At 64.4% G+C, this 15,052-nt stretch carries 16 protein-coding genes; 7 read left to right on the forward strand and 9 right to left on the reverse strand.

Features of this window, described 5'->3' with window-relative positions; translation table 11 throughout:
* Positions 1–213: 213 nt before the first annotated feature.
* Positions 214–1,224 carry a hypothetical protein gene (locus LRP30_RS18225; protein WP_249761252.1) on the reverse strand — a complete coding sequence of 337 codons (1,011 nt, stop codon included), beginning with the start codon at positions 1,222–1,224 and terminating at the stop codon, positions 214–216.
* The gene (locus tag LRP30_RS18230; protein WP_245508750.1) at positions 1,221–1,586 is read right to left on the reverse strand and encodes a hypothetical protein; all 366 of its coding nucleotides are present in this window, start codon (positions 1,584–1,586) and stop codon (positions 1,221–1,223) included. Before LRP30_RS18230 ends, LRP30_RS18225 begins: the two co-directional genes overlap by 4 nt.
* A 247-nt stretch (positions 1,587–1,833) precedes the next feature.
* On the opposite strand from LRP30_RS18230, the gene LRP30_RS18235 reads away from it, so the two are divergent.
* Positions 1,834–4,146, forward strand: coding sequence for an NADP-dependent malic enzyme (locus LRP30_RS18235; RefSeq protein WP_249761253.1), 2,313 nt, complete (start codon positions 1,834–1,836; stop codon positions 4,144–4,146).
* 301 nt (positions 4,147–4,447) lie between these two features.
* A complete protein-coding gene (locus LRP30_RS18240; protein ID WP_128934225.1) occupies positions 4,448–4,900 on the forward strand; it encodes a DoxX family membrane protein in 453 nt (150 codons plus the stop codon).
* 2 nt (positions 4,901–4,902) lie between these two features.
* Here LRP30_RS18240 and LRP30_RS18245 read toward each other — a convergent pair whose 3' ends face one another.
* The 4 genes from LRP30_RS18245 to LRP30_RS18260 all read right to left on the reverse strand — a co-directional run bounded on the left by LRP30_RS18245 (position 4,903) and on the right by LRP30_RS18260 (position 8,901).
* Positions 4,903–5,454: a dihydrofolate reductase gene (locus tag LRP30_RS18245; RefSeq protein WP_164935067.1), complete on the reverse strand. Its 552-nt coding sequence runs from the start codon at positions 5,452–5,454 to the stop codon at positions 4,903–4,905.
* A gap of 7 nt (positions 5,455–5,461) precedes the next feature.
* The gene (locus tag LRP30_RS18250) at positions 5,462–6,472 is read right to left on the reverse strand and encodes a polysaccharide deacetylase family protein (protein WP_249761254.1); all 1,011 of its coding nucleotides are present in this window, start codon (positions 6,470–6,472) and stop codon (positions 5,462–5,464) included.
* 163 nt (positions 6,473–6,635) lie between these two features.
* Entirely contained in the window at positions 6,636–7,205 is a 570-nt protein-coding gene (locus LRP30_RS18255; RefSeq protein ID WP_249761255.1) for a glutathione peroxidase, read from the reverse strand.
* Between the two features lie 91 nt (positions 7,206–7,296).
* The gene (locus LRP30_RS18260) at positions 7,297–8,901 is read right to left on the reverse strand and encodes a L,D-transpeptidase (protein WP_249761256.1); all 1,605 of its coding nucleotides are present in this window, start codon (positions 8,899–8,901) and stop codon (positions 7,297–7,299) included.
* Between the two features lie 208 nt (positions 8,902–9,109).
* On the opposite strand from LRP30_RS18260, the gene LRP30_RS18265 reads away from it, so the two are divergent.
* Positions 9,110–9,658: a CreA family protein gene (locus LRP30_RS18265; RefSeq protein ID WP_249761257.1), complete on the forward strand. Its 549-nt coding sequence runs from the start codon at positions 9,110–9,112 to the stop codon at positions 9,656–9,658.
* On the opposite strand, the gene LRP30_RS18270 is transcribed toward LRP30_RS18265, so the two are convergent.
* Positions 9,652–9,870, reverse strand: coding sequence for a hypothetical protein (locus tag LRP30_RS18270; RefSeq protein WP_346016220.1), 219 nt, complete (start codon positions 9,868–9,870; stop codon positions 9,652–9,654). The genes LRP30_RS18265 and LRP30_RS18270 overlap by 7 nt on opposite strands.
* Positions 9,871–9,967: 97 nt before the next feature.
* Here LRP30_RS18270 and LRP30_RS18275 point away from each other — a divergent pair, with 97 nt between their 5' ends.
* Together LRP30_RS18275 and LRP30_RS18280 are read left to right on the forward strand one after the other, a co-directional pair.
* On the forward strand, positions 9,968–10,387 hold the full coding sequence (locus LRP30_RS18275) for a hypothetical protein (RefSeq protein ID WP_249761258.1): 420 nt from the start codon (positions 9,968–9,970) through the stop codon (positions 10,385–10,387).
* Positions 10,388–10,421: 34 nt separating this feature from the next.
* Positions 10,422–10,793 carry a hypothetical protein gene (locus tag LRP30_RS18280; RefSeq protein WP_128934219.1) on the forward strand — a complete coding sequence of 124 codons (372 nt, stop codon included), beginning with the start codon at positions 10,422–10,424 and terminating at the stop codon, positions 10,791–10,793.
* Positions 10,794–10,797: 4 nt separating this feature from the next.
* On the opposite strand, the gene LRP30_RS18285 is transcribed toward LRP30_RS18280, so the two are convergent.
* Positions 10,798–11,043 (reverse strand): DUF6719 family protein, encoded by a 246-nt coding sequence (locus LRP30_RS18285; protein ID WP_128934218.1) that lies wholly within the window; start codon positions 11,041–11,043, stop codon positions 10,798–10,800.
* Positions 11,044–11,110: 67 nt separating this feature from the next.
* On the reverse strand, positions 11,111–12,577 hold the full coding sequence (locus LRP30_RS18290; RefSeq protein WP_249761259.1) for a PLP-dependent aminotransferase family protein: 1,467 nt from the start codon (positions 12,575–12,577) through the stop codon (positions 11,111–11,113).
* 73 nt (positions 12,578–12,650) lie between these two features.
* Between LRP30_RS18290 and LRP30_RS18295 the strand changes: the two genes are divergently transcribed.
* Both LRP30_RS18295 and LRP30_RS18300 read left to right on the forward strand, forming a co-directional pair.
* Positions 12,651–13,376, forward strand: a complete 726-nt coding sequence (locus tag LRP30_RS18295; protein WP_128941899.1) for a pyridoxamine 5'-phosphate oxidase family protein — start codon at positions 12,651–12,653, stop codon at positions 13,374–13,376.
* A gap of 54 nt (positions 13,377–13,430) precedes the next feature.
* Positions 13,431–14,708, forward strand: a complete 1,278-nt coding sequence (locus LRP30_RS18300; protein ID WP_249761260.1) for an ArgE/DapE family deacylase — start codon at positions 13,431–13,433, stop codon at positions 14,706–14,708.
* Positions 14,709–15,052: the final 344 nt, after the last annotated feature.

Raw genomic sequence — 15,052 nt, forward strand, 5'->3', positions numbered from 1 at the left:
CCGCGTCACATCGAAGATGCGAGGTGGGCGAGAGGGGACTCTCCGTGATTCGATCTGCTGATCTTGGGTCCGCTCTCTCCACCCGTCGTTGCGAGCGAAGCGAAGCAATCCAGAATCTTTCCGCGGAGGCAGCCTGGATTGCTTCGCTTCGCTCGCAATGACGGGAAGGGATTTTCGCCAGGTCAGCTGTCATCTCGTTCGCAGCGATAAGCCCTACAACCCTGTCGACGCCTCGATCCTGAACTGCGCCAGCGCGCTCTCCGGGTCGCTTTGCGAGAGTTGCATCAATTGCATCAGCGGCACCTTGGCGCGGGGCGTCAGCTTGACGGTCAGCGTCTGCCCGGATGTCTCGACGAAGCCGGCGAGCGCATCGACCGCCATTCTAACGTCGGCATTGGACGCCGCGATCTTCTCGCCTTGCGCCCTGATCATCTCGACGATGGCGCGGCGCGCGGCGTCGCGGCTGACATTCTGCATGCGTGAGAACTGCGCGACGACGAGATCGACGACGCCGCTGTCGCGCAGGGAGAGTTCGAACGCACCGGCCTCCACCTGCGCCGCCTGACCCATCGCCTGCGCCGGATCAGTCGTGAAGAGGCCGCGCGGCACATTGGCGAGTGCGAAGCGGGCCTGCGCTTTGGCGAGGTTGCCGAGATCGATCGTGGCCGGCATCAGTGCGAATGCGCCTGACGACTCCGTCCAGGCGGCGCCGAGATCGAGGTCGATCGCGAGCTTGTCGACGCCCGCGATGACCAGCGGCCGCTGCGCCGGGTTGGCAGGATCGGTGGGGGTGACCATTTTCACGACCAGGCTGGCCTTGCTCGGGATCGATCCGACAAGCTGGCCCCAGTTCAGGCTGACCGTGTCGATGGTGACGAGCTGGCGCGTGTTCTTATAGGGCGCCACCACGCCCTTGATCTCGGCGCCTTCGAGCACGCGGAACAGGCCCAGCAACTGATCGGGCGAGGGCGCCAGCCCGTGACCGCTGAGGCCTGCCGCCCAGCGCATCAGGTTTGCCGCGCTGAACGATTTCAGCGCGAAGCGCTCCATCTTGAACTGCCCCTGTGGGGACGGCGTATCGATGCCTTCGACCGCGAACTCGCCCTCGCGGTATCTGACGGCGTTGATCCTGGCCGTCCCTTGCGGCGTGCCCATCGAGGTCTTGCCGACCTCGATCTTGCCGATGCGAAGGCCCTCATAGAACCCGGCGAGCTTCCCCGTCATCTCGCGCGATTGCGCTTCGTGGGGCCGACCTGGTTCAGTGCGACTTCGAAACCCGTGACGTCGATGCTGTCGGCCGAGAACCTGATATCGTCGATCAGGCGGACGTCGGTGCCTTTGATGCCGGCGATCTTGATCTGCGCCTGCTCGCCGGGAGCGATCGCGATGTCCTCGATCGTCACCGTGCGAGTGGGCAGATCGAAATCAATCTTGCCATGGCTCGCCTTGCCGCCGCTCGAACGGATCCTTTCGAACGCGGCCTCGACCTCGGCGGTGGCGCGATGCTTGGCGTAGAGGTTGAAGCCGAACCATCCGCCCGCTCCGAGCACGGCTGCCACGATCAGGCCGATCAGGATTCGCTTCATTCCCTTGCTCCAGTTGCTCGTTTTGCACCGTGCAACCTGGCATATTCGCGAAACGCCGGGTGGTCCAGGGAAAGCTATGGTTTTCAAGTATTTGACCACGCGTCCTGTTGATGGGGTCGCAATCGGATGTTGCCACCGGGGCGGCTGCCGTGCTTCATCCCGTTTCCACGGCCCGGAAATACCGTCCGCTCGGGCGGCCGCTCCGGTTCAGACATTTTGAGGCCGGTAACGCGAGGCGAGACACCGCATGTCGTCCTATTCTGATGATCTCCACCAGGCGGCGCTCGCCTATCACCGTCTGCCGCGGCCCGGAAAGCTGGAGATCCAGGCAAGCAAGCCGCTTGCCAACCAGCGCGACCTCGCGCTGGCCTATTCGCCGGGCGTCGCGGCCGCCTGCACCGAGATCGCCAAGAATCCCGCCGAGGCCGCCTCGCTCACCACCCGCGCCAATCTGGTCGCCGTGATCTCGAACGGCACCGCCGTGCTCGGCCTCGGCAATATCGGCCCGCTGGCCTCCAAGCCGGTGATGGAGGGTAAGGCGGTCCTGTTCAAGAAATTCGCCGGCATCGACGTGTTCGACATCGAGATCGCCGCCGACACCATCGACCGCGTGGTCGAAACCGTGGCGGCGCTCGAGCCGACCTTTGGCGGCATCAATCTGGAAGACATCCGTGGACCGGAGTGCTTCGAGATCGAGGCGCGCTTGAAGGAGCGCATGAAGATCCCGGTCTTCCACGACGACCAGCACGGCACCGCCATCATCGTCGCCGCCGCCATCACCAACGGCCTCAGGCTCAACGGCAAGAAACTGTCCGACGTCAAGATCGTGGCGTCGGGGGCAGGGGCCGCGGCACTTGCGACGCTGAACCTGCTGGTGTCGATGGGCGCGCAGCGCAAGAACATCTGGGTTTGCGACATCGACGGCCTCGTGCACGAGGGCCGCAACACCTCCATGGACCGCTGGAAGGCGGTCTATGCGCAGAAGACCGACAAGCGCACGCTCGCCGACGTCATCGGCGACGCCGACATCTTCATCGGCCTGTCCGCGCCCGGCGTGCTCAAGCCTGAGATGGCCAAGGCGATGGCCGACAAGCCGCTGATCATGGCGCTCGCCAATCCCATACCGGAGATCATGCCGGAGGATGCGCGCAAGGTGCGCCCCGACGCAATGATCTGCACCGGCCGCTCCGACTATCCGAACCAGGTCAACAACGTCCTGTGCTTCCCCTTCATCTTCCGTGGCGCGCTCGACGTCGGCGCCAGCGCCATCAACGAGGAGATGAAGCATGCCGCCGTCGAGGCGATCGCGCAGCTCGCGCGCGAGGCGCCGTCGGATGCGGTCTCCCAAGGCAGCCTCGACACCGGTGAGGCGGGTGGCTTCGGGCCCGGCTCGTTGATCCCGAGTCCGTTCGATCCTCGCCTGATCCTGCGCATCGCGCCGGCCGTTGCCAAGGCGGCGATGGAATCCGGCGTCGCGACGCGCCCCATTACCAATTTCGACGAGTATCGCGCGCTGCTCGAGCGCTTCGCCTTCCGCTCCGGCCTCGTCATGAAGCCGATGTTCGCCAAGGCCAAGACCCAGCCGGTGCGCGTGATCTACGCCGAAGGCGAGGACGAGCGCGTGCTGCGCGCGACGCAGGTGGTGCTGGAGGAGAAGCTGGCGACGCCGATCTTGGTCGGCCGTCCCTCGGTGGTGGAGGCGCGCATCAAGCGCTTCGGCCTCTCGATCAAGGCCGGCAAGGACTTCGACCTCGTCAATCCCGAGGACGATCCACGCTACCGTTCCTATGTGCAGACCTATGTTGAGGTCGCCGGCCGCCGCGGCGCGACGCCCGATGCGGCGCGCACGGTGGTGCGCACCAACAACACGGTCATCGCGGCGCTTGCCGTGGTGCGCGGGGAGGCCGATGCCATGCTGTGCGGCGTCGAGGGGCGGTATATGAGCCATCTGCGCCATGTCCGCGAGATCATCGGCTTCTCAGCCGGCATCAGCGATTACGCTGCGTTGGCCCTGCTGATCACGAGCAAGGGCGCCTTCTTCATCGCGGACACGCAGGTGCGGCCCAATCCGAGCGCGGAGGAGCTCGCCGAGATCGCGTCGCTCGCGGCAGTCCATGTGCAGCGCTTCAACATCAAGCCGAAGATCGCCTTCGTCTCGCATTCGGATTTCGGCAGCTACGACACGGACTCCTCGCGCAAGATGCGCCGGGCGACCCAGCTCCTGAAGGAAAGGCATCCGGAGATCGAGGCCGACGGCGAGATGCAGGGCGACACCGCACTTTCAGCTGCTGCGCGGAAAATGGTGCTGCCGCACTCCAAGCTGGAGGGCGAGGCCAACATCCTGATCATGCCGACCCTCGACACCGCCAACGTCGCCTACCAGATGATCAAGTCGCTGGCGGACGCGCTCCCCGTCGGCCCCATCCTGGTCGGCCCGGCGCGCCCGGCGCACATCCTGACGCCCTCGGTGACCGCGCGCGGCATCCTCAACATGACGGCTGTTGCAGTCGTGGAGGCGCAGGAACGGGCAGCGCGGCAGCAGCCGACGTTGTTTACCTGAGGCGCGATCTCTTCGCCTCTCCCCGCTTGCGGGGAGAGGCCGGATCGCATCGACAGATGCGATCCGGGTGAGGGGGACTCTCCGCGAGTCCAACTCTCACCGTCCCCGCAGAGGCTCCCCCTCACCCCAACCCTCTCCCCGCAAGCGGGGCGAGGGAGCAGACCTCCGGCGCATCCGCACTTCAATCTTTTCAAAACGGTTTGCGATTTCCCCGTTTGTAAACCGTCGCACGACTCTTCATAATCGCCCGGCACTCGCGTCAAGACGCCGATTTCAAAAAGCCTGAGCCAAGAGGCCGATCATGCCAGCGTTCGTGACTTTCGGGCGAATCCTGTTCGCCGTGCTGTTCATCTACACGGGCGCGACCAAGCTCTTTGCCATCCAGGCGACCGCCGACTTCATCGCCACCAAACTCGTGGTGCCCGACGTCGTCGCGCCTTACGCCAAGCAGCTCGAGACGGCGACTGCCATGACCACGCCGCAACTCCTGGCGATCGCCGTCGGCGGGCTCGAGATCATCGCCGGACTGATGATCGCGCTGAATTTCGGCGCGCGATTGTTCGCGATGCTGCTGATCATCTACGTCGCGGTCGCGACCGTGCTGTTCGATGACTTCTGGAACCAGGCGCCGCCCGACAACGCCAAGATGGTGGTCGACGCGCTGAAGAATCTGTCGATCATCGGCGCGCTGTGCATGATCATCGGCTACGGCCGCACCACGCGCCCGGCGGAGGCGGCCTACGGCGACGTGTAGCGCTACGTCCTGCGCCACGGGGTCACAGTCACCTCATGCGCCGCGTCGAGCAGGTACGGCGCCCCTGGCTTCATCCCGTGCGAGGCGAGCACCTCGTGCGGGGTCCGCTGGGGCACGCCGACAAAACAGCCCTCGCCGCCGGGCAGTCGAACGTGCGGCGCCTCCGACAGCCAGAACGTGTCGTAGCGGTCCATGAACATGTCGAAGACCACGGGGCCGCCGATGACGGCGACCATGCCGGAGGCGACGTCGGCAAAGGCGCAGGCCTCTTCGAAGCGCGCGTGATCCGGATTCCACAATGTCGCGTTCGGCATTTCAGGATCGACGGTCAACGCCTTGATCTTGCGGGTCAGGATCAGCCGCTTACGCTTCGGCGAATTCGGCTGGTGCTCGTGCGAATTGCGGCCGTGCACGATCAGCGCGGCGCGATCGAGCGCCTGCTCAAAGAACAGCTTGTCGCCGTCGAACTTCAGGCTGTCCGGCATGACGTGCGCCGCGTCGGCGAGCATGCCGTCCGCCGAGACGATGACGTAGCCTTCGAACCGGAAAGACAATTGCCTTCTATTCGGAAACGGTCGTCACAACGGAATTGACCGGGCGCTGGCTCACCGTCGGCAGCTTGATGTTCTTGAGCAGCTCCTGGTCGTATTCGGGCAGCGTCGACGCCGGGAATTTTGCGCGCATCGCCACCACCTTGTAGCCGCCGGCCTTCAGACGCTTGAGCAATTCGGGTAGGGCTTCGGCGGTGTGCTTCTGAAAGTCGTGCATCAGGATGATGCCCTTGCCCTTGGTCTCGAGCTTCTTCATCACGGTCTCGATCACCTTCTCCGGCTTGGAGGCCTTGAAGTCGAAGGAGTCGATGTCGCAGGAGAAGATCCCGACGTTGCGGTTGCCGAGATAGGTGACCATCTCCGGCGGATGCTGAAGCGCCGGGAAGCGGAAGAACGGCGACGGCGAGATGCCGCCGAGCGCCCATTTCACGGCGCTGAAGCCCTTCTCGATCTCATCCTTGCGCTGCGCTTCCGTGAGCTTCTTGTTGTTGAGGTTGGCATGCGACCAGGTGTGCGAGCCGATCGTATGACCGGCCGCATAGACCTGCTTCAGGATCTCCGGCTCGTAGGTCGCGTGCTTGCCGATGGAGAAGAAGATGCCGGTGGTGCACTCGTCGGCGAGCGCCTTCAGCACCGCAGGTGTGTTCTTGGGCCAGGGGCCATCGTCGAAGGTCAGCACCACCTCGTGATCGCGCAGGAAGTCGAGCTCCTTGAAATGCTCGAAGCCGAAGCCGGGGCCGCCGGTGGTGTCGATCTCGACGGTGCGGGCGACGCCGAGCGCGCCCGGCGTGTTGCAGGCTGCGCGCGCCGGCTGCGGCGCCTGTTTCGGTGGCGGCGGGTTGACGAAGCCCGCTGGTGCGGCTGCCACTGCGGGAGCAGTCGCCGGCGCTGAAGCGGCCGGTGTCGCCGCTGGTGCGGCTTGTGTGCTTGCTGCGGGTTTTGCCGCGGTCTGCGACCATGCCGCACCCGTCATGGCCAAAGACATCGCGCTTGCTAAAATCAGTCCTGCCGCCACGCGCATGGTGTTGTCCTCGAGATTGATCCCGTTGTTCCGCCGCGGCTTTTCGCCTGCGGCAAAACCGTCCTGCCCCAAACGATCCTAGCCTAGATGGTGGGCCCTCGCCATTGCAACGGCTGTTTGGTGCCACGCCACAATTGTGCCCAACCGGATCGGCCGCGCCGCATCAACTATCGGCCAGCGCCTTGGCAAGGGCCGTTTTGACCCGCGTATCGGTCGGCGCCACCGCGGACGGAAAGACCTCGGCGATGTAGCCGTCACGGCCGATCAGATATTTGTGGAAGTTCCACTTCGGAACCTCCCTCGGCCGCGCGTCGGCAGCCCATTTGTAGAATGGATGAGCCTTCGCGCCGACCACCACGGCCTTGGCCGTCACCGGGAAGGTAACGCCGTATTGGTGGTGCGCCGTATCGGAGATTTCGCTGGCGCCGCCGGGCTCCTGGCCACCGAAATCGTTGGAGGGCACGCCGATCACGGTGAGCCCGCGCTCGCGAAACTCGCCCCATAGTTCTTGCAGGCCGGCATATTGCGGGGTGTAGCCACAGAGCGAGGCGGTGTTCACCACCAGCAGCGGTTTGCCCGTGAACGCGGCAAGGCGGATGTCGTCGCCGGACAATGCGGGGAAGGAGAAGGCATAGGCCGAGATCCGGCTCATGCCGCCGTCGGCAAACGCGCGCGTCGCTGGCGCGATGGCGCCCGCAAGGGCCGCGGCGAGCATGGTCCTGCGGTTCATCATGCGGCGTCCCCCGAAATGATCCGGGGCTCATGTTACTCCGCCGGCACGACCGGGCCGCTCAACACCGCGTTATCGGACACGGTGCGGAGCGCTAGTACAAGCGGACGATGAAATCGGTGCCTTCGCCGGTCTCGCCCTGGTTGATGCCCTGGTCGGAGACGATGATCGAGCCACCCGATGTCAGCATCTCATTGATCTTCGCCATGGTGTCGGCAGGGATCGCGATGCGGTCGAGGGCCTCAGCCGGGCTGTTCGGCGTGACCACCGGCTTTGCAGCAACGGGGATCACGGCAGCGCCGCCCTGGCGACGTGTTACGCGACTGTCGTCCTCGCGCGCAGCTGCGCGGACGGAGACCGGCAGCGACACCACCGACCAATGCAGCGCATTGGAGTCGGTCTTGTCGACTTCGGCTGTGAAGACATGCGTACCGAGCGGCCGGTCGCTCGCGGCGATCGTGACGGGCACCTCGAACAGCGGCGCAAAGTTCTGCCGCACGTAGAGCTTGGAATCTTTGCGGCTGATGAAGACGGCGATCTGGCCGGCCCGCTTCGGCGCGTCCGGCTTCGCCGCCGGCGCGGGATCGGCAACGCTGGTGTCGTCTTTCTTCGCGTCGGGCGAGGCGGCGAGTGCCGGCGCCGTGGCGTCAGGCTTCTTCGCAGTTTCGGCAGCTTCAGTCTTGGCGGCGTCGAGCTTGTTGTCGGTCGCCGTCGAGACTTCCGCGGCCTCAATGGGCTTCGCGTCCGTGTTCGCGGGCTTGGCGGTTTCTTCGGGCGGCGGCTTGGCCGCGTCAGATGCCGCAGCGGTCTTGGTCTCGATCTTGTCGGTCGGCGCAGCCGCTTCCTCGCGGGCGGGCGCATTACCGGTGGTCACATCCGACATCACGGTGTGGCCGACAGAGGCGCGCAGCTCGAACAGGCTGTCTGCACTGGCGGTCTTCGTCTCGACCGGCGGCTTGGCTTCAGTGACGTTGGTTTGTGCTGCGCCCTTATCGGCCTTGTCGCCGACATTGATCTGCGGTGCGAGGTTGGCGGCGGGCTGCGGCGGCACGCGCACCGCAGCAAGCAGGGGATGCGAGAAGCTTTGCGGCGACATCTGGCCGGGCGCGACGATGACGCGCGCGCCCATCCTGGTCCAGTTCCACATCTTCACCGCGAACGCCATCGGCATCCGGATGCAGCCATGCGAGGCCGGATAGCCCGGCAGCACGCCGGCATGCATGGCAACGCCGGACCAGGTGATCCGCTGCATGTACGGCATCGGGGCGCCGCTATAGATGTTGGAATGGTGGAATTTGTGCTTCTGGATGACGCTGAACACACCCATCGGCGTCGAATGGCCCTTCATGCCTGTCGACACCGGGGATTCCGCGAACACGCCCTTGCTGTCGTAGACCGTCACCTTCTGCCGGTCGATCGAGACGACGATGACGAGCGGTCCTTGCGGCTTGGTGCCGGCTTCCTTCTCGGCAACGATCTCCTTCTTGCCCGCCGCGCCGCGCTTCTGCGGCTTCTGGCGCGGTATTTCGGGATACCGATCCTGCCGGGCGTAATAGGAGCCGTCGGAATAATCCGTCCAATAATAAAACGCTGCGTCAGCCTGGCTTGCCGTCCCGATCGCAACCGCAGCCGTCAAAATGGCGACCTGCCAAAAAGGCGTTGGCTTGGCAGCAAAACCGGACTCATTCACGCTGTTCATCCTCGAATCCATAATCCAAATCAGACGTTAGTCTCGCAAAGAGGATACGCGTTCACCACCAAGGCGGTTCTGCCGTCAGCTACTTTTGTTCAACGCGTAGCAAAAAAGCCTCACAGAGCGGTAAACGGCGGCCGTGGCGGCTGGTCGCTCGTCTTCCTGATCGGCCGCCTGATGCCTACATTGCGGGGACTTGTTACCGGAGAACTTCATGTCATCTCGTTTCCCCGGTCTTTTCGGCATCCGCTTGAAAGGCCTCGCTTTATTCCTCTTGGCTCTGGCCGTGCCGGTGGCTTCCGCCTCCGCCGTCGACGAGCCGGATCTGATCTTCCGCCGCTCGACCGTATTCAAATGGATGAGCCCGAACGACAAGCTCGCGACTTACGGTCTCGATGATCCCGAGGTGGAGGGCGTCGCCTGTCACTTCACCGTGCCGGAGAAGGGCGGCTTCAAGGGCTGGCTCGGCCTTGCCGAGGAAGTCTCGGACATCTCGCTGGCCTGTCGCCAGGTCGGCCCGATCAAGTTCAAGAACAAGATGGAGCAGGGCGACGACATGTTCCGCAAGCGTCGCTCACTGTTCTTCAAGAAGATGCAGATCGTGCGCGGCTGTGACGCCAAGCGCAACGTGCTGGTCTACATGGTCTATTCGGACAAGCTGATCGAGGGCTCACCGAAGAACTCGACCTCGACCGTACCGATCATGCCATGGGGACCGGCGGACTCAAACGTCCAGAAGTGCGGCGAGTTCTTCACTCACTGACGACAGCGCGGCTTTGCAAGATGCGAACCGGTCAGCCGCACGAATGTCTGCGGCGTGGCTTCAAGGCCGCGGTTCGCTTGCAGCGCCATTTCACCAGGTGACGTATTGCCAAGTGATGTGGCGCTCTCGCGAATGGATCGTTGATTTCCGCGGCTCGTCCGTTGCTCCGCCTCGCGCGTCGCTGCGCGATCCCTCGCCATCATGATGGCCATCCCTCACGTGAACGCGCCCGGTGATCCCAGCGTCTCGATTTCGGCTTCTCTTCAGCAGAAAAACGTAAAATGCGTGTGAAGCGCGTAAGGCGGGAGCATGACGGCGATCGCGTCCGCGGCCGGTCCAAGCTCGAGCGGGAACATGTCAGGCCACTTTGGGCCGTGGCGCGGCTCACCTGAAATGATTGGGATTTTCCGGCGAATGTTTCGTCGTCTCGGGCGGGACGAAACAATTCTCACGAAAGATGAAACCATTTTCCGCTTTTGGCGCATCACGCGCGAAACCGCCCATGGTTATCAGCTTCACAACGACGACGGCACACCGCCGGCCACGAAATCGGGACACAAGATCATGCGCGCGCTCAGCTTCATCCTTGCCTTCGGCTTCGTGCTCGCCGGCTCCTCGTTCGCGGGCTCGCCGGACGGCAGTCTGCCCGGTGTTGGCACCTTCCAGTACAGCGGTTCACCGCTGACGATCACGGCACCTCAGCCGATCGTAGTCGCCACGCGCTTCTGATCGCCAATAAGAAAAGCAGCCGGCAAAGCCCATCATGATTGTTCGATTCTGCGCCGCAGCGTTCATATTCGTTTTGACGCTCAGTGCCGCTCAGGCGCAGGTGCGCGCTCCCTCCAGGTTGCCGGATCCCCGGAGCGAATTCGTGCGTCAGTGTGCGCCGCGCATGCTCGGGCGCTGGGAGCATCCGGAGGAGGTCTGCGGCTGCCTGCACGACCATGCCGCCGCCGTCGTCGAGGACCGCGATTTGCGCGAGGCGCTGCTGCGCGGCATCAGCGAGACCGGCGTGCCGACGATCGAGACCGACTGGGTGCCGACGTCCAAGCAGGGCGAGATCGGCTCGACCTTCACCAAGATCGCCAAGCCGACCTTGCAGTGCATGTTCGACCCTGCGAAGCAGGGCTCTTAGCCCGCTACTTCGATTTCGGACCGTATCGCGGCACGCAGGCGCTCGTGCGCGCCACGCCCTTGTCGGTCATCTTGGCGCCGCGCACTTCCTTGACCTGTCCGGCAGGGCAGGTTCCGTCATCCACTTGCACACGTTGGCCGAGCTTGAGGTCCACGATGTCCTGTTCGCGACCGACTGTTGCTGCACGCGCCGTCGAGGCAAGCGCGAGGGAAATCAGGAGCGAAAGGCAGGTCGCGCGGCGCAGCAGCATAGTGTGAGGTCCCGGCATCGATGCCGCAATCTAGGGAGCGGCAGGCGATTCTGATAGTGAAGCTTCGTTACGCCCGTCGGGCTGAACTCCTCGCGCGCAGGACTGAGCGCGATTCCCGTGCCAGCCGTTCGGCCGAGGCCACCAGTTGCGGAACCGTATGCCCCGAAAATCCCAGCACGAAACCGGGCAGGGGACGCGCGCGAGAATAGGTCTCGGCCAGGAGCCAGCCTTCCGCGCCAGCCGCCCGCTTGGCCTTGGCCGCCTGCGACGGATCGACCGAGGGATCGAACCGGGCGACAAGATGCAGTCCTTGCGACGGCACCGGCACGGAGAGCGCGCCGTCTGATTTGGCTTCCAGCGTCGCGGCCAGCGCATCACGCGCCTCGCGATAGAGCTTGCGCACCCGCTTCAGGTTCGCGGCGAAGGCGCCGGAATTGAGCATGTCGGCCACCGCGCCTTCCATCAGCGTGCCGGGAAAGCGATCGAGCGCAGCCCGTGCAGCCGTCACGTCCGCGATCAGGCGCTCGGGCAGGGCGCAATACCCGATGCGCAGGCCCGGAAACAAGGTCTTGGCGAAGGTGCCGAGGTAGATCACGCGCTGGAGCTGATCGATGCCGGCGAGCGACATCAGCGGCGCGCCGTCGTAGCGGAACTCGCTGTCGTAATCGTCCTCGAGCACGAAGGCGCCGGCCTGCTTCGCCCAGTCCAGCAATTCGAGCCGTCGCGGCATCGACATCTGGACGCCTAGCGGAAACTGATGCGACGGGGTGACATAGGCCGCGCGCGCAGACGGTGCCGCCGCACGACCCCTAGCCACGTGCAGGCCGTGCGCGTCGACCGGAATGGGCACGGTGCGATATCCGCATTGTCCGATCGTCTGGCGCGCGATCGGATAGCCGGGGTCCTCGCACCAGACCTGGTCGCCCGCCTTCAGGATCGCGCTCAGCACGATGCGCAGCGCATGCAGCGTGCCTGATGTGAGCATGATCTGCTCGGGGTCGCAGCGCAGGCCTCGCGCCGACAACAGGTGATCGGCGATTGCCGCGCGCAGCTCGCGGCTGCCGCGGGGATCGCCATAGTGCAGATGCTCGGGTCCGAATGCGCGCATGCGACGCCCGACGAAGGCGCGGAAGCGCTGCACGGCGCGCTCGTCGATATGGGTGCAGCCGAGCGCGAACGCGCCTTGCCGCGGCGCCTCGACAACCGCCTTGGGTTTGTTCGCCTCAGTCGCTCGCGCTGGGATGTGCGCTGCGACGAAGGTGCCGGAGCCGACGGTTGCCTCGGCAAAGCCGTCGGCGATCAGCCGCTCATAGGCCGTGACGACGGCGTTGCGGCGGAAGCCGGTCTGCTGTGCCAGCGTCCGCGAGGGCGGCAATGGCTCGCCGGGCCTGACGAGGCCGGAGACGATCATCTCGCACAGTGCCTGGTAGAGCCGGTGCGCGGCAGAAGCGCTCACCGTGATGTGCGGACCGGTGAGGTCGAGCGGCAGCTCGGCCTTGGCCGGCGAGGGAGAATTGGTCGGAATTTTTCGCATGGAATTGGCACTATCGCAGACCAAATCGGCAGCTACAACTGTTCTGGATTGCTCCAATCCCCGAGGTGCGGCCGTGAGCCAGGTTGAAAATTCAAATTCCTATCCGACGTCAGCGCGCAACCAGGTGAAGCGCCGTCACGATCGCGGCTTCTACGATCACGCGACCGTTCACCGCATCCTGGATTCCTCGATGCTGTGCCACGTGTCCTACGTGATCGACGGCCAGCCCTATTGCACGCCAACCTTCTTCTGGCGCGAAGGCACGAAGCTGTACTGGCATGGGAGCAGCGCTAGCCGCATGCTGCGCAACCAGACCAGGGGCGAGCGCGTCTGTCTGACGGTCGCCCATCTCGACAGTCTCGTGCTGGCGCGCTGCGGTTTCAACCACTCCGCCGATTACCGCGCGGTGATGGCGTTCGGCACCGCCTATCTCGTCACCGACCCCGAGGAGAAGGAGCGCGCGGTGATCGCGATGGTCGACCGCTTCTTCCCGGGCCGCACCGCGAGCCTGCGTCAGAGCACAGCGCAGGAGACCAAGGCGACCTCCTTCATCGCGATGGAGATCGAGGAGGCCTCGGCCAAGATCCGGGCCAAGGGCGTGGCCGATGACGATCAGGATTACGAACTGCCGATCTATGCCGAGCGCATCCCGGTCCGCACGGTGCTTGGCGCGCCCGAGCCGTGTCCGCGCCTGCTCGACGGCGTCAGCCGGCCCGCGGGTTTGAATGGCTACTCCGAAGGCCGGCTGCTCGACGATGCATTGCGGGATGCTTATTTTGTAGAGTACCCGAACGGCTGAAATCGGCTAGCTTGCGCTCCATCGATGATCTGAATGCCCGATTGGAGTTGCCTGATGAATGCCGAAACGCAGCAGAGGATTGTTGACGCCGTCGACGCCAGCTTCGAAGCCCAGCTTGCGACCACACGTGATTTCATCGCGATCCCCTCGACCCGCGGAGCGGAGGGACCATGCCAGGACATGATCGGCGACCTCCTGCGCGAACGCGGCTATGAGGTCGACGACTGGCACATCAATATCGACGACCTCAAGGATCTGCGCGGCTTCGGCCCGATCGAGCATGATTTTTCGAAAGCGCGTTCAGTGGTGGGCACCTACCGTCCGCAAACCAACGTTGGAAAATCGCTGATCCTCCAGGGCCACTGTGATGTGGTGCCCGCAGGGCCGCTGGATTTGTGGGACACGCCGCCCTTCTCACCCGTCATCAAGGACGGCAAGATGTTCGGCCGTGGCGCCTGCGACATGAAGTCGGGCACGATCGGTGCGCTCTATGCGCTGGATGCGATCAGCGCCGCGGGTTTCAAGCCGACGGCGCGGATCCACTTCCAATCGGTGATCGAGGAAGAGAGCACCGGCGTCGGCGCGCTGTCGACGCTTCAGCGCGGCTACCGCGCCGATGCCTGCTTCATCCCGGAGCCGACCGGCGGCAAGATGGTGCGCTCGCAGGTCGGCGTGATCTGGTTTCGGCTGCGCGTAAAAGGCCACCCGACCCATGTCGCCTTTGCTGGCTCCGGGGCGAATGCGATCATGGCGGCCTATCATTTGATCCAGGCCCTGCAAAAGCTCGAGAACGAGTGGAACGAGCGCGCGAAAGCCGATCGCCATTTCAAGACGCTCAACCATCCCATCAATTTCAACCCTGGCATCATCGTGGGCGGCGACTGGGCTTCCAGCGTGCCGGCCTGGTGCGACGTCGACTGCCGGATTGCTGTATTGCCGGGCTGGTCGATCGCCGATCACCAGAAGGAGATTGTGGCTTGCGTCGCGGCCGCTGCGCGCAACCACCGCTTCCTCGCCAACAATCCACCGGAGGTCGAATGGTCGGGCTTCCTGTCGGAGGGGTATGAACTGACCGACGCCGCCGCGCCCGAGGCCGCGTTCGGCAAGGCCTTCAATAAGGTCTACGGTGGCGCAGTCGAGGACCTCGTGTTCACCGCGCTCACCGATACCCGCTTCTACGGCCTCAACCACGGCATCCCGAGCCTGTGCTTCGGCGCGAGCGGCGGCGAGATGCACGGCTTCAACGAGTTCGTCGACCTAGAGTCGCTGAAGAAGACGACCAAGGCGATGGCGCTGTTCATCGCGGAGTGGTGCGGAGTGGAGAAGGCGTAAGCAACCGGGCTTTGCTCTCTCCGCAGTCATTGCGAGGAGCGAAGCGACGAAGCAATCCAGAATCCCTCCGCGTAAAGACTCTGGATTGCTTCGCTGCGCTCGCAATGACGGGAGGAGGGCCCGTAGGGTGGGCAAAGGCGCCCTTGCTCCGTGCCCACCATCCATCCTCAATTCCGAACGAATGGTGGGCACGCTTCGCTTTGCCCACCCTACGGCGCTCCGGTTGGGGCAGGATCTGTTGTCCGAAATACGCGCAGACACATCCTTTAAGCTTAAAATAAAGACTAGGATGGCGGCCTTGCCGGTGGCAGACTGGCGTCCGGCTCGCAGGGCCTGAGTCCGCC

It is taken from the genome of Bradyrhizobium sp. C-145 (assembly GCF_023375135.1).
Lineage (GTDB): Bacteria > Pseudomonadota > Alphaproteobacteria > Rhizobiales > Xanthobacteraceae > Bradyrhizobium > Bradyrhizobium zhanjiangense.

Coding starts and splice junctions, on each gene's coding strand:
- LRP30_RS18225 (WP_249761252.1), bottom strand. CDS start 1,224: ATGACGGGGAAGCTCGCCGGGTTCTATGAGGGCCTTCGCATCGGCAAG.
- LRP30_RS18230 (WP_245508750.1), bottom strand. CDS start 1,586: ATGAAGCGAATCCTGATCGGCCTGATCGTGGCAGCCGTGCTCGGAGCG.
- LRP30_RS18235 (WP_249761253.1), top strand. CDS start 1,834: ATGTCGTCCTATTCTGATGATCTCCACCAGGCGGCGCTCGCCTATCAC.
- LRP30_RS18240 (WP_128934225.1), top strand. CDS start 4,448: ATGCCAGCGTTCGTGACTTTCGGGCGAATCCTGTTCGCCGTGCTGTTC.
- LRP30_RS18250 (WP_249761254.1), bottom strand. CDS start 6,472: ATGCGCGTGGCGGCAGGACTGATTTTAGCAAGCGCGATGTCTTTGGCC.
- LRP30_RS18255 (WP_249761255.1), bottom strand. CDS start 7,205: ATGATGAACCGCAGGACCATGCTCGCCGCGGCCCTTGCGGGCGCCATC.
- LRP30_RS18260 (WP_249761256.1), bottom strand. CDS start 8,901: ATGAACAGCGTGAATGAGTCCGGTTTTGCTGCCAAGCCAACGCCTTTT.
- LRP30_RS18265 (WP_249761257.1), top strand. CDS start 9,110: ATGTCATCTCGTTTCCCCGGTCTTTTCGGCATCCGCTTGAAAGGCCTC.
- LRP30_RS18270 (WP_346016220.1), bottom strand. CDS start 9,870: ATGGCCATCATGATGGCGAGGGATCGCGCAGCGACGCGCGAGGCGGAG.
- LRP30_RS18275 (WP_249761258.1), top strand. CDS start 9,968: ATGACGGCGATCGCGTCCGCGGCCGGTCCAAGCTCGAGCGGGAACATG.
- LRP30_RS18280 (WP_128934219.1), top strand. CDS start 10,422: ATGATTGTTCGATTCTGCGCCGCAGCGTTCATATTCGTTTTGACGCTC.
- LRP30_RS18285 (WP_128934218.1), bottom strand. CDS start 11,043: ATGCTGCTGCGCCGCGCGACCTGCCTTTCGCTCCTGATTTCCCTCGCG.
- LRP30_RS18290 (WP_249761259.1), bottom strand. CDS start 12,577: ATGCGAAAAATTCCGACCAATTCTCCCTCGCCGGCCAAGGCCGAGCTG.
- LRP30_RS18300 (WP_249761260.1), top strand. CDS start 13,431: ATGAATGCCGAAACGCAGCAGAGGATTGTTGACGCCGTCGACGCCAGC.